Here is a 19,493-nt window from a genome sequence, read left to right as displayed (position 1 = left end):
TCCGTTCGGGTGTGTCGGGGGGGGTGGGTGGGGGTGTGTGCCCCCGTTTTTTACCTACACTCCGTTTCGCGGTTTGGGGGGGCCTGGCCGGGGGGGGGGGGGGGGGGGGGGGGGCCGCCCCCCCCGACGGTTCATGGATGACTCGTGAACGACCTCAGTCGTTCAGCCAGACGTTGGTCCAGTCGCCGTTCTGGCTCTGCGCGTACTCGACGAACCCGCCGACCCGCGCCGAGTGGTAGTTCGGCTTGAGCCGGTAGGCGATGCTCACGATGGGCGAGTCGGCCATGACCGCCTCGTCGACCTGGTGCCAGAGGTCGCCGGCCTCCTCGGAGGTGGTCGCGGCGAGCGCCTGCTCGGCGAGCGCGTTGGCGGCGTCGCTGTCGAAGTCGACGTAGTTGTAGCTCTGCGGCGTGCCGTCGAAGACGAACTGCGGCTGGAAGACGCTGCGCGCGGCACCGCCCTGCCAGTCGGGCGACCAGCCGACGAGCGCGATGTCCCACGCGCCCGAGGTCGCGTTCTCGGGGTTCGTCATGAAGTTCGCGTAGTAGTCGGTCGGCGGCACCGGCGAGAGCTCGACGGTGATGCCGGCGCGCTCGAGGCTGGCCTGCACGGTCTGCGCGATGTCGGGCTGCGTGCCGACGTTGCGGTACGGGAGCTTCAGCGTGATTCCGTCGGGGAACCCGGCCTCGGCGAGCAGCTGCTTCGCCTTCTCGGGGTCGCCCTTGCCGTCGTTCGCGGGATACGGGTCGGAGGCCTCGTAGCCGAGGATGCCCGGGCCGAAGATGCCGTTGGTGACGCCGGCGAGCTCTTCGCCACCCATGGTCTGCACGACCGCGGTCTTGTCGATCGCGTACTGGAGCGCCTGGCGGAGCTTCAGGTCGGCGAGGGCGCCGCCGTTGTTCGGCGACTTCGTGTTGATCCACATGAACTGGTCGACGCCGCCGTTCTCCATCGTGGAGAACTTCTCGTCGTTCTGCGCCTTGAGCTGCTGGATGTTCGCGGGGCTCGGCGTCAGGTCGAAGAGCAGGTCGGCCGAGCCGGCCTGCAGCTGCTGCATCGCGGCGTCGCCCTCGACGCCCATCGTCATCTCGATGGAGTCGACGTAGGCCTTGCGCAGCGGGTCGCTGTCGGGGTTCCACGCCTCGTTGCGCTCGAGCACGAGCTTGGCGTCGGGCGAGTAGTCGGCGACCTGGTAGGGGCCCGAGGAGACGAAGCTGCGGCGGTACTCGGGCGAGTCGGGCAGGTTGTCGAGCGCCTCGATGGGGGCGGGGTCGGCCGCGTCGAGCGAGAGCATGAAGGGGAAGTCGCTCGCGGGCTTGGTGAGGGTGAACACGACGGTGGTGTCGTCGGGCGTCTCGATGCCCGGGATGTCGTTGCCCTCGAGGTACTCGCGCATGGGGTCGACCTCGGGGGCGACGGCGGCGAAGCCGCTGCAGAACTCGTCCATCCCCTCGATGAGTCCGGTGAAGTACCCTGCGAGGGCGCCCGAGATGTGCGGGTTGCAGAGTCGCTTGATGCCGCGCTCCACATCGGAGGCGACGATCGCGCGCTCGCCGTCGGGGGCGCCCCAGGTGATGCCGTCGCGCAGGGTGATGGTGTAGCTCAGCCCGTCGGCACTGGGGTCGGGCACAGCCTCGGCGAGGTCCGGCTGCAGCACGATCCGCTCGGCGGCGTCGTTGCTCGCCGAGTAGCTGAGCAGCGAGCGCGAGATCGAGCGCATGACGTTGTAGGTCGGCACGTACGCGACGAGCTGGGGGTCGAGGTGGTCGACGTCGCCGTTGGCGAGGACCTTGAGCGTGCCGCCGGTCTGGGGTTCACCCCCGCTCGCGGAGTCGTCGGTCGATGGTGCGCACGCGGCCAGCGCGAGCACCGTGGCGACGGTGAGGGCGGTGGCAGGCACGAGGAGCTTCCGGGACATCGGTCACCTTCGGGTTCATCCGTGCCGCGATGCCGGACAGCACCGCGGATCGCCGGCTGCGACGGGAGCCTGCAGCCGCCGGCCCCTCGAATGGGAGCCCGGCGAGCCTCGGACGCGCTTCGTCGAACAATCCGCGATGTGTGGCATATTACACATCACACAGTAGGATGTCGACATGACCGATGTCATCGCCGCCATGCGGGTCCTCGACGCGGCCGCGCTCCGCGCCCGCATCGACATTCCCCGCGCCGCCAGCGCCCTCCAGGACGCGCTCCGGGCCGGGTTCGATCCCGACGACGATCCGCCGCGATCGATCGTCGACGTCCGGCACGGGCAGCTGCTGCTGATGCCGGCCGACCTCGGCCGCTACGCCGGGCAGAAGCTCGCCACGGTCGCCCCCGCCAACCCCGGCCGCGGGCTCGAGCGCATCCAGGCGGTCTACATCGTGCTCGACGCCGAGGCCCTCGCGCCCGTCGCGCTCCTCGACGGCACCGAGCTCACGAGTCTGCGCACTCCCGCGATGTCGGCCGCGATGGTCGATCTCGTCGCCGAGCCCGACGCCGCGAGCCTCGTCGTCTTCGGCACCGGCCCGCAGGGCGTCCGCCATGTCGAGGCGATGCGGGCGATCCGCCCGGTCGAGCGGGTTCGCTTCGTCGGCCGCGACCCCGAGCGCGCCGAGCGTGCGGTGGCCGCCGTCGCGGCATCCGGACTCGACGTCGCCGTGGGCACCGCCCGCGACGTCGCCGACGCCGACCTCGTGGTGTGCGCGACGACCGCGCGCGAACCGCTCTTCGACGCGACCCTCGTGGGCGATCGCGCCGCGCTCGTCGCGGTCGGCTCGCACGAGCGCGACGCCCGCGAGCTGCCGGGCGCCCTCCTCGGGCGCGCGCAGGTGATCGTGGAGACCGATCGGGTCTCGCGCACGGAGGCCGGCGATGTGATCATGGCGGTCGACGAGGGACACCTCGCCCCGGGCGACGTCGTGCCGATGGCGCGGATCGCGACCGGCGAGGTCGCCGTGGCTCGCGACCGCCCCCGGGTCGTGAAGACGTGCGGCATGGGATGGCAGGACCTCGCGGTCGCCGCGGCCGCGATCGAGCACGAGGAGACGAACGCGTGATGCGCTGGAGCACCGAGGACTGGCACACGGCCGGTGAGCCGTTCCGCATCGTCGAGGGCGTCGGGACCGAGGGCGCGACCGTCGCCGAGCGGCGCGTGCACGCGATGACGGGCGAACCCGACCGGGTGCGCCGCTTCCTCTGCCTCGAGCCGCGCGGCCACGACGACATGTACGGCGGGTTCATCACGCCGCCCGACGACGACGGCGCCCATTTCGGCGTGCTGTTCTGGCACAAGGACGGCTTCTCGACCGCGTGCGGGCACGGCACGATGGCGCTCGGCGCCTGGGCCGTGGCGACCGGTCGGGTCGAGGCCCCGGACGACGGCGAGGCGACGGTCGTGATCGACGTGCCGAGCGGTCGCGTCGAGGCGCGCGTGCAGCGCTCGGGCGGGGTGACGACCGGCGTCGTCTTCCGCAACGTGGCCTCCCGGGTGCTCGCCCGCGGCATCCCGCTCGCGACGAGCCGCGGCGAGGTGCTCGTCGACCTCGTCTTCGGCGGCGCGGTCTACGCGACGCTGCCGGCCGCGTCGCTCGGCCTCGAGGTGACCCCGGCGCACACGACCGAGCTCATCCGCCTCGGCCGCGAGATCAAATGGGCGCTGAACGACCACCCCGCGGCGCAGCTCGACGACGAGCGGCTCTCGGGCGTCTACGGCACGATCCTCGTCGACGAGCTGGGCCGCACCGACGCCGGCCCGTGGCAGCGCAACGTGACGGTCTTCGCCGACGGCGAGGTCGACCGCAGTCCGTGCGGCTCGGGCACCGCGTCGCGGGTCGCGCTGCTCGCGCACACGGGCGAGCTCGCCGACGGCGAGACGCTCACGCACGACTCGATCATCGGCACGCGCTTCCTCGCCCGCGTCGCGGAGCGCACCGACGACGGCGTGATCCCGGAGGTCACCGGGCACGCGTACCGCTTCGGCCGCTGCGAGTTCGAGCTCGACCCCGCCGACCCCCTCGCCGAGGGCTTCAGCCTGCGCTGAGCGGTCGAGCGCCGACCACTGTTTCAGGAAACGGTGAGCGCCGGGCGCTCGGCACGCGAACGACGGCGGATGCCCCGGGGCCGGCCCCGGGCATCCGCCGTCGTGCTTCGCGGTCAGTGCTCGCCGGTGAGACTCCCCCACCCGGCCGAGCGGCCGGCGGCGCTGCGCCGCTGCGGCACGCCCCACGGGTTGTCGTCGCGGAGCGGTGCGGGCAGCACGGCCTGCGGCGCGTTCTGGTACGCGACCCCGCGCAGGAACCGCGTGATCGCCGCGGTGCCGACGCTCGTCGCGTCGGTCGTCGTCGCGGGATACGGTCCGCCGTGCTGCATCGCGCTCGTGACGGAGACGCCGGTCGGCCAGCCGCCGAAGAGCACGCGTCCGCTCGTCTCGGCGAGCGCGTCGACGAGTTCGGCCAGGTCGCCGCCCTCGAGCTCGGCGTCGCTCGCGTGCAGGGTCGAGGTGAGGTTGCCCGGGAACAGCTCGCGCTGGACCCCCGGCAGCGCGGCCGCGTCGTCGTACCGCACGATGAGCGACAGCGGGCCGAACGACTCCTCGAGGAGCTCGTCGCGGTGCTCGCGCAGCGTGTCGAGGTCGACCTCGACCACGGTCGGCGTCGCGAAGCGCTGCTCGGCGTCGTCGACGCGCACCTCGCCCGCGGCGAGCACCGTCACGCCGGGGGCGCCGAGCACGGCACCGCGGCGCTCCTCGAAGGCGCGGCCGATGCCGGGGTTCAGCAGCCGGTGCTCGGCGACCCCCGCGGCGGTCTCGCCAACCGGGCCGAGCTGCGCGCCGCGCGGCACGAAGAGGAAGCCGGGCTTCGTGCAGAGCTGCCCGGCCGACCCCGAGACCGAGGCGAGGAAGCCCTGGAGCAGCTCGGGGTCGGCGTCGACGGCGCCCGCCGTCGCGTAGACCGGGTTCACGCTGCCGAGCTCGCCGAAGAACGGGATGGGGCGGGGCCGGGACGCGGCGAGGTCGGCCAGGAGGCGCCCGACGTGCGTCGAACCGGTGAACGCGCCCGCACGGATGCGCTCGTCCTGCAGCAGCTCGACGCCGGCCTGCTGGCCCGCGACGAGCTGGAACACGCCGTCGGGCATGCCGGCGGCGGCGAGCGCCTCGGCGACGAGTTCGCCCGTGCGCCGCGAGAGCTCGGGGTGCCCCGAGTGCGCCTTCACGACGAGCGGGCAGCCCGCCGCGAGGGCCGCGGCCGAGTCGCCGCCGGCCACCGAGAACGCGAAGGGGAAGTTCGACGCGGCGAAGTTCAGCACCGGTCCGACGGGCTCGAGCACCCGCCGTACGTCGGGACGCGGACCGATCACGTACCCGGGGTCGGCGTCGTCGATGCGCGCGTCGAGGTAGGCGCCGTCGACGATCACCTCCGCGAAGAGGCGCAGCTGGTTCGAGGTGCGCCGCACCTCGCCCGTGAGGCGCGCCTCGGTGAGGCCGGTCTCGCGCATCGCGATCGCGATGAGCTCGGCGGCGTGCGCGTCGAGGGCGTCGGCGACCGCGACGAGCGCGGCCGCCCGCGCTCGGGGCTCGGTCTCGGCGAAGGGGCGTGCGGCGCGCGCCGCCCGTGCGGCGACGGCGTCGGTGTCGATCTCGGTGCTCATGGATGCCTCCGGCTGGTGGATTCGGATGACGGTGCCCGCGGGGCGCCCGTCAGAAGACGAAGCCCTCGGGGAACGGGTCGTCCTCGTCGAGGAAGTACTGACCGAGGCCGGTCACCCAGGCGCGGCCGGTGATCGTCGGCACCACGGCAGGCACCCCGCCGACCTCGGTCTCGCGGATCAGGCGCCCGGTGAACTCGGTGCCGATGAACGACTCGTTGACGAAGTCGGTGTCGAGCGCGAGCTCGCCGCGGGCGAACAGCTCGGCCATGCGGGCGCTCGTGCCGGTGCCGCAGGGCGACCGGTCGAACCACCCGGGGTGGATCGCCATCGCGTGCCGCGACCGCACGGCGTCGGAACCCGGCGCGATGAACTCGACGTGGTGCACGTGGTTCGCGCCCGCGATGACGGGGTGCTGCGGCGGCGCCTGCGTGTTGATCGCGTCCATGATCGCGAGGCCCGCGCGCACGATCTCGTCCTTCCGTGCCCGGTCGAACGGCAGCCCGACGGCGTCGAGCTCGACGAGGGCGTAGAAGTTGCCGCCGAAGGCGATCGAGTACTGCACCTCGCCGTAGCCGGGCACGTCGATCGAGGCATCCAGCCGTTCGGCGAAGCTCGGCACGTTCTCGATGGTGACGTGCTTCGCCTTGCCGTCCTCGACCGCGACGCGGGCGATCACGAGGCCGGCGGGCACGTCGAGCCGGATCTCGGTGACCGGCTCGGTCACCTCGACCATGCCGGTCTCGACGAGCACGGTCGCGACGCCGATGGTGCCGTGCCCGCACATCGGCAGGAACCCGGATGCCTCGATGAAGACGACGCCCCAGTCGGCGTCGTCGCGCGCCGGCGGCTGCAGCAGCGCGCCCGACATCGACGCGTGGCCGCGGGGCTCGTTCATGAGCAGGCCCCGCAGCCCGTCGAGGTGCTCCATCGCGTAGAGCCGGCGGTCGTTCATGGTCGCGCCGGGGATCCGGCCGACGCCGCCAGTGACGACACGGGTCGGCATGCCCTCGGTGTGGGAGTCGACCGCGGAGACGACCCGGCGCGCACGCATCAGGCGACCGCCCTTCCGACCGTCGCGCGACGGCGGCCAGACAGCGTCTCGGGCGCAGCACGCATCAGGCGAGCACCGCCCGCCGTGCCGCGAGCGCCGCGAGGGCGCGCTCGGTGTCGGCGGTGACCTGGGCGTGCTGCTCGGGCGAGAGCGGGCCGCGCGGCGGGCGGGTCGGGCCGCCGTACGAGTTGCCGCAGATGTCCATCGAGAGCTTGATGGCCTGCACGAACTCGGTGCGCGAGTCCCAGCGGAAGACCGCGACGAGCTGCTCGTAGAGCGCCTTCGCCTCGTGCCACTTGCCGTCGACGCAGAGGTCGTAGAGCTCGACGGCCTCGCGCGGGAAGGCGTTCGGGTAGCCGGCGAACCAGCCGACCGCGCCGTTCACCATGAGCTCGAAGAGCACGTCGTCGGCACCGGCGATGACGTCGATGTCGCACAGCTCCTTGATCTCGTAGACCCGGCGCACGTCGCCCGAGAACTCCTTGATGGCGACGACCTCGGGGATCTCGGCGAGCTTCGCGACGAGCGAGGGCACGAGATCGACCTTGGTGTCGAACGGGTTGTTGTAGGCCATGATCGGCAGGCCCACCTTCGCGACCTCCTGGTAGTGCGCGATGACCTCGGCGTCGTTGGCGCGGTAGAGCGTCGGCGGCAGCAGGAGCACGCCGTCGGCGCCGTCCTCCTGGGAGATCTCGGCCCACTTGCGGGCCTGGTGGCTGCCGACGCCGTGCACGCCCGCGATGACGATGCCTCGGCCGTCGACGACCTCGACGGCGACCTGGATCACCTTGCGGCGCTCCTCGTCGGTGAGCGAGGAGTACTCGCCGAGCGAGCCGTTGGGGCCGACGCCGCGGCACCCGTTCGACATGAGGAAGTCGACGTGCTCGCCGAACTTGTCGTAGTCGACGGCGAGCCCGGCGGGCGCCGCGGCGTCCTCACGGAAGGCGAGGGTGGTGGCGACGACGACACCGCCCAGGTCCATGTTCTGCTCGGTCATTGGGGTTTCCATCCTGTCGGTCTCGATGTGCTGGTGGGTCTCGGGGCGTCGACGGGACATCCTCGACCTCAAGTAGTGTGTAATATATCACGCACTACGGATATGCGCGATCCTCCCGTTCAATTCTCCCCGTCGGCCGGCCGATCCGAACCGCCGAGTTCGCCGAGGCGCACCGGCGCGAGCAGGGGTCGCCGATCGAAGCCGGAGCCCGCGAGTCGCTCCGGCGACGGCCCGTCGAGCGACTCCGGTGCCGTCGCCCCCGGTGCCGGCGACCCCGATGCGGTCGCCACCCGGGCCTCGGCCACGATCGCCTCGACGGCGCGCCCGCAGGTGCGGGCCTGGCAGGGCCCGAGCCCGGCCCGCGTCGCGAGGCGCATCGCCCGCAGGGGCACCTCGGCCCGTTCGACGATCGCGCGCTTCGCCACCGCCTCGCAGCGGCAGACGATCGTGTCGTCCTCGAGCCACGCGGTCCAGCCGGGGCGGATCCCGTGCGCCGTCTCCAGTCTCCGCGCGAAGCGCCGCATCCGGTCGCGCACCGCGAGGGGTCGGCGCAACCGCGGATCCTCCTGCGCGACGCCCGCCGCGCGGTACCCCGCGATCGCGCCTTCGGCGAGCGCGGCGTCGGCGCCGCCGATGCCAGTGACCTCGCCCGCGGCGAAGACCCGCGGCTGCGTGGTGCGCTGCGCGTCGTCGACGAGCACGAAGCGTCCGCGGCGATCGCCGACGATCTCGCAGCCGAGCATGAGCGCCGCCTCGAGGCGCGGCGTGAAGCCGTGCCCGAGCGCGACGGCATCGCACTCGACGACGCGCTCGGTGCCGGGCACGGGCCGCCAGTCGCCGTCGAGGCGTGCGACGACCGCACCCTCGACGCGCTCGTCGCCGAGCACGCGCACGACGCCGCTGCCGACCCGGTACGGGATGCGGTGGCGGGCGAGCGCTCCCGCGTACTCGGCCAGTTCGCCCGACTTGCCGAGGAGCTGCCACGGCTTCGGCAGCCACCCTCGCGCGAGCGCTCCGAGGCGGGATACCTCGTGCACGCCGACGACCGTGGAGCCGACGAGTGCGAGCGACTGGGCGACGGGCAGCAGGAACGGCCCGGCACCCGCGACGAGCGTGCGCCGCCCGACCGACACGCCGTCGCGCTTCGCGAGGGCCTGGGCCGCGCCCGCGGTGGTCACGCCGGGCAGGGTCCACCCCGGGATCGGCAGGGCGAGATCGTGCGCGCCCGTGGCGATGACGAGCGCGTCGGCCTCGACGACGACCGCACGGCGGCCGGTCCCGTCCGCGGGGCCCACCGCGGCGCGGAGCACGACGGGTCCGGCCGCCGCGCCACTCCCGCTGCCCGCGCCACCCGCTCCACCCGCGCCGTCGGGCTCGCGCAGCTCGACCGACCACACGGCCGCTCCCGAGTGCACCTCGGCCCCGGCGAGTGCGTCCTGCAGCTCGTCGAAGCGACGCGTTCCGTGTTGCATGCGCGGATCGGTCAGCCCCGGACGGTGGCGCCAGAACTGCCCGCCCGGGCGGGCGCCCTCGTCGAGCAGCGTCACCTCCGCTCCCGCGGCGAGCGCCGCCTCGGCCGCGGCGAGGCCGGCCGGACCGCCGCCGAGGATCGCGACGCGGGTCATCCGCGCACCTCCCGTTCGACGAGGTCGCCGTCGACGGCCTCGCGCTGGCAGGCGCGCACGCCCTCGACGCCGTTCACGGTCACGAGGCAGTCGTGGCACACCCCGATGCCGCAGAACACGCCGCGCTCGCCGTCCTGGGCGCCGCGCCAGGCGACCCGGCCCGCGCCGAGCAGGACGCCGGCGATCGTCTGGCCCGCGCGGCCCGACACGGCCTCGCCATCGACGAAGAGGTCGACGGTGCCGTGCGTTCCGGCCGTCGCGGCCGTCGCGGCCGTCGCGCGAGCGTCGCGCGCACCGCGTGCGCGGCTCACGCCGCCACCCCGATCCCGGGGCGGCCGGGCCGGAACGGCGCCGGGTCGAGCGACGTCGGGGTGCCGAGCATCGCGTGCGCGACGAGCTCGGCGGTCGCCGGGGCGAGGCCGATGCCGGCGCCCTCGTGGCCGGTGGCGTGGAAGAGCCCGGCGAGGCGCGGGTCCTCGCCGATCACGGGCAGGTGGTCGGGGGCGTAGGGGCGGAAGCCGAAGTAGCTGCGCAGGAGCATGGTGTCCTCGAGAAAGGGGAAGAGCCGGGTCGCCTTCGCCGCGATCGCGCGCACCGGGTCGACGCCCGGGCGATCGTCGAAGCCGACGCGTTCACGGCTCGAGCCGATGAGCACGGTGCCGCCGGGGGTCGACTCGACGACGGTCGAGGTCTGCAGCGCGGCATCCCCCGACCCGACGGCGCCCACGTAGTCGGCGTCGTAGACCTTGTGGAAGACCCGCTGGGGCATCGGCGTCGTCACGAGGATGACGCCGCGGCGCGGGCGGATGTCGAGCGGCGCGCCCAGCCGACGGCCGAGCTCGCCCGCCCACGGGCCGGCGCAGTTCACGACCGCGTCGACCTCGAGCGGGCCGGCGGTGGTCTCGAGCGCACGGATGCGGCCGCCCGGGGCGCGGGCCCCCGTCACCTCGGCCTGGAGGAGGCGCGCGCCGCCGCGGACCGCAGCGTCGGCCAGCGCCTGGGTCGTGTTCGACGGCTGCAGCTGGGCGTCCTCGGGGTAGTGGATCGCGAGCGAGACCTCGGGCGAGAGGTGCGGTTCGGCCGCGAGCAGGGCCGCCGCGTCGAGCGCCTCGGCGCGGATGCCGATCCCGCGCTGCGTCTCGGCGAAGCGACGGAGCGCCTGCTCGCCGCCCGGGAACGCGACGACCACGCCGCCCTTCGCCTCGAACTCGGTCGCCGGCCGGCCGCCCGCGCGTCCTGCGTCGAGCCGCTCGGCGAGCGCGCGCCATCGCGCGTTCGAGTGGATGGCGAGGTCGGCCTCGGGGCCCGGCGCCTTGTCGCTCACGAGCAGGTTGCCCTCGCACCGGCTGGAGGTCTCGCCCGCGACCCCCACCCGGTCGACGAGCACCACCTCGGCGCCGCGCTCGACCAGCTCGAGTGCGCACGCGGCACCCACGATGCCCGCTCCGATCACTGCGACCCGCATCGTCGTCCTTCCAGCTCAGCCGAACCGCTCGCACGCGGTACGTGACATATTACTCACGGGAGCGGGCGACCACGAGCTCGTTCCGGCCCCGCCGACGGATGCCGGACGACGGCGCCGGGCTCAGGCCTCGTCCTGGCCGCTCCAGAGCCCGGCGACATGGCCGACGTGCCGCTGCATCAGCGCCTCGGCCGCGACGCCGTCGCCCGCGACGAGAAGCCGCACGAGCTCGGCGTGCTCGAGCGAGGAGGCCACGAGCGCGTCGCTCTCTGCGAGGTTCACGAGCCCGACGAGGCGCGTCTGCTGGCGCAGCTCGCTCACGAGCCGCACCAGGTGCCGGTTGCCGGTGACCTCGAGCAGGGTCAGGTGGAACGCCGTGTCGGCCTCGAGGTAGTCCTCGAAACGCCCCTCCCGGCCGGCGGCGACGATCTCGGCGGCCAGTTCGTCGAGCCGCGCGACCGTCGCGTCGGGCAGGTTGCCCGCGAGCCGGCGCATCGGCGGCGCCTCGAGGAGCGCGCGCACCTCGCCGAGCTCCTTGAGCTCGTCGAGCGAGATCTCGGTGACCCGGAACCCGCGGTTGCGGATGGGGCTGAGGAACCCCCGTCGGGCGAGGTTCAGCATCGCCTCGCGCACCGGCGTCGCGCTGACGCCGAACTCCGCCGCGAGCGTCGGCACCGTGAGCACCGTTCCGGGCGCGAACTCCCCCGCCACGATCCGCGACGACAGGGTGCGCTCGACCTGCTCGCGCAGGCTCTGCACCTCGAGCAGCCGCATGGGCTCGGGGCTCACGGGGTACCGATCGTGCGAGATGTCATGCGGCACATCGTACTCCAGTCGCACTCCGCGGTCGGGAGGCGCGAGCCCCGCGTCATCCCGCGTCGTACCGGTGATCGGAGCGGTGCGCCGTGCGATGATGGGCGCACGGGCCCGCCCCAGCGCGGCCCTGAGGAAGGCCGCCATGCCGATCGAGTTCGCGCATTCCCCACGCTCCACCATCGGCCTCGAGTGGGAGATCGCGATCGTCGATCGCGCCACCGGCGAACTCGCCTCGATCGGCGACCGGGTGCTCGAGCTGCTCGACGCGGGCAGCCCCTCCGGCAAGCACCCCACGATCACCTCCGAACTGCTGACGAACACCGTCGAGCTCGTGAGCGGCGTGCACACCACCGTCGCGGGCGCCGTGAACGACCTCGAGCAGCAGCTCGCCGAAGTCCGCGCCGTCATCGACGGCCTCGGCGACTACGAGCTGATCTGCAGCGGCTCGCACCCGTTCAGCCAGTGGTACGACCAGCACCTCACCGACAAGCCCAGGTACCACAAGCTCATCGAGCGCACGCGCTGGTGGGGCCGCAACATGATGATCTGGGGCGTGCACGTGCACGTCGGCATCGAGGATCGCGACAAGGCGCTGCCGATCCTCGACGGACTGCTCGCCTACCTGCCGCACCTGCAGGCGCTCAGCGCCTCGAGCCCGTTCTGGGCGGGCGTCGACACGGGCTACGCCTCCAACCGCGCACTCATGTTCCAGCAGCTGCCCACCGCGGGACTCCCCTACCCGCTCGCCGACTGGTCGGCCTACGAGCGGTACGTCGGCGACCTCGTGCGCACCGGCGTCATCGAGGACCACAGCGAGGTCCGCTGGGACATCCGCCCCTCGCCGCGCTGGGGCACCGTCGAGGTGCGCGTCTGCGACGGCGTGTCGACCGCCGCCGAGATCGCCGCGATCGGCGCCCTCGTGCAGTGCCTCGTCGAGTGGATGTCGACGCGGCTCGACGAGGGCGAGACCCTCACGGTGCTGCAGCCCTGGTACGTGCGCGAGAACAAGTGGCGCGCGGCGCGGTACGGGCTCGACGCCGAGGTCATCACGGATGTCTCGGGCACCGAGCGGCCCGTCGCCGACGACCTGCGCGAGCTCCTGACGACGCTCGCGCCCGTGGCCGATCGGCTCGGCTGCGCGGCCGAGCTGCAGGGCGTGCGCGCGACCCTCGACGCCGGCGCGAGCGCGCAACGCCAGCTCGACGTCGCACAGGCCGCCGGTGGCGACCTCACCGCCGTCGTCGCGCACCTCGCCCGCGAGCTGCGCGAGGGGTTCGGCGCCCCGACGTCGCCCGACGGCGGCCGCGAGGCATCCGCCGGCTGAGCCGCCCGAACCCGGCGCCGCGCACCCGGCGCATGACGTGCAGGCGCCGGCGATCACGCCGCGTGCGACCGGCGCGCCGCCTGCTCAGCCGATCAGCGGCCGAGCAGCTTCTGCATCGCCGCGAGGTCGGCCTCGCTCGGCGCGCCCTTCTTGGCGCCGCCGAGACCGAAGCCCGAACCGCTCGGCGCCTGGCCCTGGCCCGCCGGCGTGACGCCCGAGGCGATCGCCTCGTTCTCGGCCGCCCGCTTCGCCGGGTTGCCCGAGCGCGAGCCACCCGACTTCTTCTTGTTCTTCGCCGCGTTGCGCTTGCCGCCGCCGTAGCCGCCGGCGCCCGGGATCGGGCCCATGCCGGGGATCTGCGGCACGCCGCCGCGGGCGACGGTCTTCATCATCTTCGCGGCCTGCTCGAAGCGCTGCACGAGCTGGTTCACGTCGGTGACGGTCATGCCCGAGCCCTTCGCGATGCGCAGGCGCCGCGAGCCGTTCAGGAGCTTCGTGTTCTTGCGCTCGGCCGGCGTCATCGACTGGATGATCGCCTCGGTGCGCACGATCTCGCGCTCGTCGAAGTTCTCGAGCTGCTGCTTCATGCCGCCCGCGCCCGGCAGCATGCCGAGCATCTTCTTGATCGAGCCGGCGCCGCGCAGCTGCTGCATCTGCGCCAGGAAGTCGTCGAGGGTGAACTGCTCGGTCGCGAGCTTCTCGGCGACCTTCAGCGCCTCTTCCTCGTCGAAGGCCTGCTGGGCCTGCTCGATGAGCGTGAGGATGTCGCCGAGGTCGAGGATGCGGCTCGCCATGCGGTCGGGGTGGAAGGGCTCGAAGTCGTCGAGGCCCTCGCCCGTGGAGGCGAAGATGATGGGGCGACCGGTGACGGAGGCGACCGAGAGCGCGGCACCGCCGCGTGCGTCGCCGTCGAGCTTCGAGAGCACGACGCCCGTGAAGTCGACGCCCTCCTGGAAGGCCTTCGCGGTCGTCACGGCGTCCTGGCCGATCATCGCGTCGATGACGAAGAGCACCTCGTCGGGATCGGTCGCCTTGCGGATGTTCGAGGCCTGCTTCATCATCTCGGCGTCGACGCCGAGGCGGCCGGCGGTGTCGATGATGACGACGTCGTGCTGCGCGCGACGCGCCTGCTCGACGCCCGCCTTCGCGACCTTCACGGGGTCGCCGACGCCGTTGCCGGGCTCGGGGGCGAAGACCGGCACGCCGGCCTGCGAGCCGACGACCTGCAGCTGGTTGACCGCGTTGGGTCGCTGGAGGTCGCTCGCGACGAGGAGCGGCGTGTGGCCCTCCTTGGCGAGGTGCTTCGCGAGCTTGCCCGCGAGGGTCGTCTTTCCGGCGCCCTGGAGGCCGGCGAGCATGATGACCGTCGGCGGGTTCTTCGCGAACTGCAGGCGGCGCTGCTGGCCGCCGAGGATCGCCACGAGCTCCTCGTTGACGATCTGCACGACCTGCTGGGCCGGGTTCAGCGCCTTGTTGACCTCGTCGCCGAGCGCGCGCTCGCGCACGTGCGCGGTGAACTGCTTGACCACGTCGAGCGAGACGTCGGCGTCGAGCAGGGCGCGACGGATCTCGCGCACCGTGCCGTCGACGTCGGAAGCGGAGAGCTTGCCCTTGGTGCGGAGGTTCTTGAAGGTCTCCGCGAGGCGGTCAGACAGGGTTCCGAAGGTAGCCATGGTGCCTTCGATTCTAGGCGAGGTCGGATGCCTCCCCCGCTTCGCGGGACGAACGACCGGCCAGGGCGCGCTCCGCGGAGCGTGGAGCGGAGGCCAGGCGGCGGGCTCAGCCCTCGAAGCGGACGTCGACGATCTCGCGCTCGAGGTCGATCGACGCGACGAGCCGCTCGTCGGTGTCGTCGGGGGCGAGCGCGTACTCGAACTCGGCGAAGGCGTCGCCGGGCTCGTCGGCGTCGGGTCGCAGGTCGACCCGGACGAGGCTCAGCGAGCGCAGTGCGTCGACCTGGCGGTCGCCCGAGTCGCGCCCGATCGCCGCGTCGACGTCGTCGGCCTGCTCGAGCTCGGGGTCGAGCACGACGTCGAGGAACCGCACGATCGGCGAGCTCTTGCTGTCGAGCTGGCTGACGAACGCCTGGCGCAGCTCGTCGTCGACGAGCTCGAGCTCGCCGACGAGCGACGAGGCGATGTCGAGCGACGGCAGCGAGACGAGGTCGGCGTCGGCGTCGAGCACGACCTCGACGCGCTGGTCGGCGTACTCGTACGTCTCGGACCAGTAGTCGCCGACGAGGCCGAAGTAGTCGTGTTCGATCGACATGCGTGCTCCTATCCGACGAGCTTCTGCGCGAAGACGTGCGGGGTGAAACCGGTGAGGTCGCCGATGCCCTCGCCCTGGCCGATGAGCTTGATCGGCAGGCCCGTCTTCTCCTGGACGGCGAGGACGAACCCGCCCTTCGCGCTCCCGTCGAGCTTCGTGAGCACGAGGCCCGTCACTCCCCCGTGCTCGATGAACGCCTCGGCCTGCGCGAGGCCGTTCTGGCCGGTGGTCGCGTCGAGCACGAGCAGCACTTCGCTGATCGGCGCCTGCTTCTCGACGACCCGGCGGATCTTGCCGAGCTCGTCCATGAGCCCGCCCTTGGTGTGCAGGCGGCCGGCGGTGTCGATGATCACGATCTCCGTGCCGTCCTGCTTGGCCCTGTCGACCGTCTGGAAGGCGACCGACGCCGGGTCCTGGCCCTCGCGTTCGGGGCGCACGATGCCGACGCCCGCGCGCTCGGCCCAGGTCGCGAGCTGGTCGACCGCGGCCGCGCGGAAGGTGTCGGCCGCGCCGACCACGACCGAGCGGTCGTAGCTGCGGAGGAAGCGGGCGAACTTGCCGATCGTCGTCGTCTTGCCGACCCCGTTGACGCCCACGACGAGTACGACGGCCGGGCGCTCGGTGAGCTTCAGCGTGGGGTCGTACTTGGCGAGTCGCTCCTCGACGACCTCGCGGAGCATCCGCTGGACGTCCTTCGGGTCGGTGGTCTTGAACCGCTCGACCTGCGCGCGGATCTGCGCGACGATCTCCTCGGTGACGTCGGGTCCGAAGTCGGCGCGGATGAGCGCCGACTCGAGGTCGTCCCAGGTGTCGTCGTCGATCGTCTTCGCCCCGAAGACCCCGCGGAGGGCGGCGCCGAGCGACCAGGATGCGCGTTCTGCCATACGACCAGCCTACGGGGGCGGATGCCCCGGCGGCGTGCGCCGACGGGGCCAGGGCGATCCGTAGACTCGGCGCGTGCCATTCCGATTCGTGCTCGCCGCCTCCCAGCCCCTCCTCGAACAGGAGGCGGCCGACGGAGCCCACTCGCTCGAACGGCAGATCGCGACGCTGCGCGCCGACTACGGCCGCGCGTCACGGCTGCTCATCGGCCTCGGCGCCACGGTCGTCCTCGTCGTCGCGATCTTCTTCGTGTGCGGACTCGTCGGCGCCGTCGGGTTCACGGACCCGTTCGTCGCGCCGGCGGCGCTCCTCCTCGTCGCGCTCGGCGCCGGCGCCGTCTGGCTGCTGCTCGGCCTGCACCGCAGCGGGCGACGGCTCTCCATCGCGCTCGCCCAGCGGCTGAGCGCCGACGCCGAGGGCCGCGGTTCGATCGCCGACGCGGTGCTCGCACGCACCTTCATCCTCGAACCCTTCATCCTCGCTCGCCTGGTCGCGGCCTCCCTCAGCCTGCTGTTCGGGGTGATGGCGGCGTCGATCGTATTCAGGCCGGTGTCCGTCGCCGACCCGGTCGAGATCTCGCTCACCGCCGCGATCGCGTCGATCGGCGTGCTGCTCGTCCTCGTGGGGTGCGGGGTGTTCGGCGGCGTGTTCCGCATCCATCGCGCGCATTCCCGCCGGGACCCGGTGCAGCGCCGCCTCCTGGGCGGCTGACCCCGCCCCTCGGCCGTTACACGGGGGCCCCGCAGCTGTGCAAGGGGTTGCCCGCCGCCGCACGGCCGGAGGAGTCTCGGGACGACGGAAGGAGCGCGCATGACCTCCGTGGGATTCCACGCCTCGCACGAGCAGTTGCCGCCGAGCCGCCTCCTGGAGGCGGTCGTCCGGGCCGAGCGGGCCGGCTTCTCGGCGGCGATGTGCAGCGACCACCTCGCCCCCTGGAGCCTCAGGCAGGGGCACTCCGGCTACGCCTGGAGCTGGCTCGGCGCCGCGCTCGAGGCGACCCGGTTCTCGCTCGGCGTCGTCACGGCCCCCGGACAGCGCTACCACCCGGCGGTCGCGGCGCAGAAGATCGCGACCCTCGCCGAGATGTACCCCGGCCGGTTCTGGGCGGCGCTCGGCAGCGGCGAGGCGATCAACGAGCACGTGACCGGCGACCCGTGGCCGCCGAAGGACGAACGCGACGAGCGCCTCGTCGAGACGGTCGACGTGATGCGACGGCTGCTCGCCGGCGAGGAGGTGAGCGCCGACGGACTGGTGCGCGTCGATCGCGCACGGGTGTGGAGCCTGCCGGCCGAGCCCGCTCCGCTCTTCGCCGCCGCGGTGAGCGCCGAGACGGCGAGCGACGCGGCGAGCTGGGCCGACGGCGTGATCACCGTGGACCAGCCCGAGCGCGAGTTGCGCGAGTTCATCGACGCCTACCGCGGTGCGGGCGGCCGCGGACCGGTGGCCGTGCAGGTGCACCTGAGCTGGGCGGACACCGACGACGAGGCCCTCGCGATCGCGCACGAGCAGTGGCGGCAGAGCCTCGTGCCGGCCCACCTCGCCTGGGAGCTCGACCTGCCCGAGGACTTCGACGCGCGGACCGCCGACGCGACGCCCGCCGAGGTCGGCGGCACGCTGCTCGCGTCGGCCGACCCGTCGCGCCACCTCGACCACCTCCTGCGCATCGCGGAGCTCGGGGTCGATCGCATCTACCTGCACCACGTCGGCACCGAGCAGGCGGCGTTCATCGAGGTCTTCGGCGAGCGCGTCGTGCCCCGGCTCGAGGCGGTCTCCGCATGAGGATCACCGATCGCAGCGACCTCTGGTGGAAGACGGCGGTCGTCTACTGCCTCGACGTCGAGACCTACATGGACTGGAACGACGACGGCTCCGGCGACTTCGAGGGGCTCGCCCACCGCCTCGACCACCTCGCGGAGCTCGGCGTCACGTGCATCTGGCTCATGCCGTTCCAGCCGACGCCCGATCGCGACGACGGCTACGACATCACCGACTTCCTCGGAGTCGATCCCCGCCTCGGCACGCTCGGCGACGTCGCCGAGTTCACCCGCACGGCACGGGACCGCGGCATGCGGGTGATCATCGACTTCGTCATGAACCACACCTCGGAGCGGCATCCGTGGTTCAGGGCTGCCCGGCGCAGCCGCACCTCGCCCTTCCGCGACTGGTACGTGTGGCGCGACGACCCGCCGAAGCAGCCGAACGCCGTCTTCCCGGGCGAGGAGGACTCGGTCTGGGAGTTCGACGAGCGCACGGGCCAGTACTACCTGCACAGCTTCTACCGGCACCAGCCCGACCTGAACATCGCGAACCCGGCCGTGCGCGACGAGATCGCCCGCACCCTCGGCTTCTGGCTCCAGCTCGGCGTCTCGGGGTTCCGCGTCGACGCGGTGCCCTTCCTCATCGAGCCGCCCGACGGCGTCGACATCGGCGATCCGCACGAGTTCCTCCGCGACCTCCGCCGCTTCCTGCAGCGCCGCTCGAGCGAGGCGGTGCTGCTCGGGGAGGTGAACCTGCCCTACGACGAGCAGCTCGACTTCTTCGGCCGCGCCGGCGACGCCGCCGAGCTCACCATGCAGTTCGACTTCCTCGGCATGCAGGCGCTCTACCTCTCGCTGGCGCGCGAGGACGCCCGTCCGCTCGCCGAGTCGCTCGCGGCGCGGCCCCCGCTCGAACCCGAGGCGCAGTGGGCGAACTTCGTGCGCAACCACGACGAGCTCACGCTCGACAAGCTCTCCGAGGCGGAGCGCGCGGAGGTGTTCGACGCGTTCGCCCCCGAGGAGTGGATGCGCGTCTACGACCGGGGCATAGTGCGGCGGCTGCCGACGATGCTCGACGGCGACCCCCGCCGGATCAAGCTGGTCTACAGCCTGCTCTTCTCCCTCCCGGGCACGCCCGTGCTCTTCTACGGCGAGGAGATCGGCATGGGCGAGAACGGCGCGCAGGAGGGGCGGCAGGCCGTGCGCACCCCCATGCAGTGGACCGACGAGCGCAACGGCGGGTTCTCGCGGGCGGTTCGGTCGCGGCTGGTCGCCACGCCGCCGGGCGACGGCTACTCCCCCGAGCACGTGAACGTCGAGGCCCAGATGCACGACCCCGACTCGCTGCTGTCGTTCATCAGGCAGCTCGCGACCCGGTACCGCAGCTCGCCCGAGATCGGCTGGGGCGAGCTCGACGTGCTGACCACCGGGCTCGACGGGGTGCTCGCCCACCGGATCACCGCCGACGTCGGCCGGTTCATCGCCGTGCACAACTTCGCGTCCGCGCCCGCGCTCGTGCCGCTCGAGCTCGGACCGGTCGCCGAGGGTTCCGTGCTCTCCGACCTCTTCGCGCCCGACACCTTCCCGCTCGACGAGCGAGGGCGGATCGAGGTGCACCTCGACGCGTACGGCTACCGCTGGTTCCGGATCGTCGAGCCCGACGACCGCCGCCTCACGTGAGCG

Annotated in this window: 17 protein-coding genes; 6 read left to right on the top strand and 11 right to left on the bottom strand. The window is 72.9% G+C overall.

Annotated features, from left to right (window positions below):
• Positions 1–154: 154 nt before the first annotated feature.
• Complete coding sequence (locus ACFVSL_RS10290) at positions 155–1,918, bottom strand: ABC transporter substrate-binding protein (RefSeq protein ID WP_386940745.1); 1,764 nt, start codon at positions 1,916–1,918, stop codon at positions 155–157.
• Positions 1,919–2,093: 175 nt separating this feature from the next.
• On the opposite strand from ACFVSL_RS10290, the gene ACFVSL_RS10285 reads away from it, so the two are divergent.
• Positions 2,094–3,038, top strand: coding sequence for an ornithine cyclodeaminase family protein (locus ACFVSL_RS10285; RefSeq protein ID WP_386940743.1), 945 nt, complete (start codon positions 2,094–2,096; stop codon positions 3,036–3,038).
• A complete protein-coding gene (locus ACFVSL_RS10280) occupies positions 3,038–4,021 on the top strand; it encodes a proline racemase family protein (protein WP_386940741.1) in 984 nt (327 codons plus the stop codon). Before ACFVSL_RS10285 ends, ACFVSL_RS10280 begins: the two co-directional genes overlap by 1 nt.
• A 113-nt stretch (positions 4,022–4,134) precedes the next feature.
• Here the strand turns inward: ACFVSL_RS10280 and ACFVSL_RS10275 are convergent, their stop codons facing one another.
• The 7 genes from ACFVSL_RS10275 to ACFVSL_RS10245 form a co-directional block, all read right to left on the bottom strand.
• Positions 4,135–5,628: an aldehyde dehydrogenase (NADP(+)) gene (locus ACFVSL_RS10275; protein ID WP_386940739.1), complete on the bottom strand. Its 1,494-nt coding sequence runs from the start codon at positions 5,626–5,628 to the stop codon at positions 4,135–4,137.
• 49 nt (positions 5,629–5,677) lie between these two features.
• Positions 5,678–6,679, bottom strand: coding sequence for a proline racemase family protein (locus ACFVSL_RS10270; protein ID WP_386940737.1), 1,002 nt, complete (start codon positions 6,677–6,679; stop codon positions 5,678–5,680).
• A gap of 64 nt (positions 6,680–6,743) precedes the next feature.
• Positions 6,744–7,676 (bottom strand): dihydrodipicolinate synthase family protein, encoded by a 933-nt coding sequence (locus tag ACFVSL_RS10265; RefSeq protein WP_386940736.1) that lies wholly within the window; start codon positions 7,674–7,676, stop codon positions 6,744–6,746.
• Positions 7,677–7,795: 119 nt separating this feature from the next.
• Positions 7,796–9,301: an FAD-dependent oxidoreductase gene (locus ACFVSL_RS10260; protein WP_386940734.1), complete on the bottom strand. Its 1,506-nt coding sequence runs from the start codon at positions 9,299–9,301 to the stop codon at positions 7,796–7,798.
• Positions 9,298–9,612, bottom strand: a complete 315-nt coding sequence (locus ACFVSL_RS10255) for a (2Fe-2S)-binding protein (protein WP_386940732.1) — start codon at positions 9,610–9,612, stop codon at positions 9,298–9,300. Before ACFVSL_RS10255 ends, ACFVSL_RS10260 begins: the two co-directional genes overlap by 4 nt.
• On the bottom strand, positions 9,609–10,766 hold the full coding sequence (locus ACFVSL_RS10250) for an NAD(P)/FAD-dependent oxidoreductase (RefSeq protein ID WP_386940730.1): 1,158 nt from the start codon (positions 10,764–10,766) through the stop codon (positions 9,609–9,611). The genes ACFVSL_RS10255 and ACFVSL_RS10250 overlap by 4 nt, the downstream gene beginning before the upstream one ends.
• 120 nt (positions 10,767–10,886) lie before the next feature.
• Positions 10,887–11,552 (bottom strand): GntR family transcriptional regulator, encoded by a 666-nt coding sequence (locus ACFVSL_RS10245; protein ID WP_386940729.1) that lies wholly within the window; start codon positions 11,550–11,552, stop codon positions 10,887–10,889.
• Positions 11,553–11,721: 169 nt separating this feature from the next.
• Between ACFVSL_RS10245 and ACFVSL_RS10240 the strand changes: the two genes are divergently transcribed.
• The gene (locus tag ACFVSL_RS10240; RefSeq protein ID WP_386940727.1) at positions 11,722–12,903 is read left to right on the top strand and encodes a glutamate--cysteine ligase; all 1,182 of its coding nucleotides are present in this window, start codon (positions 11,722–11,724) and stop codon (positions 12,901–12,903) included.
• 92 nt (positions 12,904–12,995) lie between these two features.
• On the opposite strand, the gene ffh is transcribed toward ACFVSL_RS10240, so the two are convergent.
• The 3 genes from ffh to ftsY form a co-directional block, all read right to left on the bottom strand.
• Positions 12,996–14,576, bottom strand: coding sequence for a signal recognition particle protein (gene ffh / locus ACFVSL_RS10235; protein WP_386940726.1), 1,581 nt, complete (start codon positions 14,574–14,576; stop codon positions 12,996–12,998).
• Between the two features lie 106 nt (positions 14,577–14,682).
• Positions 14,683–15,171, bottom strand: coding sequence for a hypothetical protein (locus tag ACFVSL_RS10230; RefSeq protein WP_386940724.1), 489 nt, complete (start codon positions 15,169–15,171; stop codon positions 14,683–14,685).
• 8 nt (positions 15,172–15,179) lie between these two features.
• Positions 15,180–16,055: a signal recognition particle-docking protein FtsY gene (gene ftsY / locus ACFVSL_RS10225; RefSeq protein WP_386940723.1), complete on the bottom strand. Its 876-nt coding sequence runs from the start codon at positions 16,053–16,055 to the stop codon at positions 15,180–15,182.
• Positions 16,056–16,128: 73 nt separating this feature from the next.
• On the opposite strand from ftsY, the gene ACFVSL_RS10220 reads away from it, so the two are divergent.
• The 3 genes from ACFVSL_RS10220 to ACFVSL_RS10210 all read left to right on the top strand — a co-directional run bounded on the left by ACFVSL_RS10220 (position 16,129) and on the right by ACFVSL_RS10210 (position 19,490).
• Positions 16,129–16,764, top strand: coding sequence for a hypothetical protein (locus ACFVSL_RS10220; protein ID WP_386940721.1), 636 nt, complete (start codon positions 16,129–16,131; stop codon positions 16,762–16,764).
• A 99-nt stretch (positions 16,765–16,863) separates the two neighbouring features.
• Positions 16,864–17,832, top strand: a complete 969-nt coding sequence (locus ACFVSL_RS10215; protein ID WP_386940719.1) for a TIGR03885 family FMN-dependent LLM class oxidoreductase — start codon at positions 16,864–16,866, stop codon at positions 17,830–17,832.
• The gene (locus ACFVSL_RS10210; RefSeq protein ID WP_386940717.1) at positions 17,829–19,490 is read left to right on the top strand and encodes an alpha-amylase family protein; all 1,662 of its coding nucleotides are present in this window, start codon (positions 17,829–17,831) and stop codon (positions 19,488–19,490) included. The genes ACFVSL_RS10215 and ACFVSL_RS10210 overlap by 4 nt, the downstream gene beginning before the upstream one ends.
• Positions 19,491–19,493 lie beyond the last annotated feature (3 nt).

Origin of the sequence: Agromyces sp. NPDC058064 (assembly GCF_042885275.1) — a bacterium.
Classification (GTDB): domain Bacteria; phylum Actinomycetota; class Actinomycetes; order Actinomycetales; family Microbacteriaceae; genus Agromyces.
The sequence above is the reverse complement of the archived record's forward strand: the minus strand, read 5'-3'. Positions and strand labels throughout refer to the sequence as shown.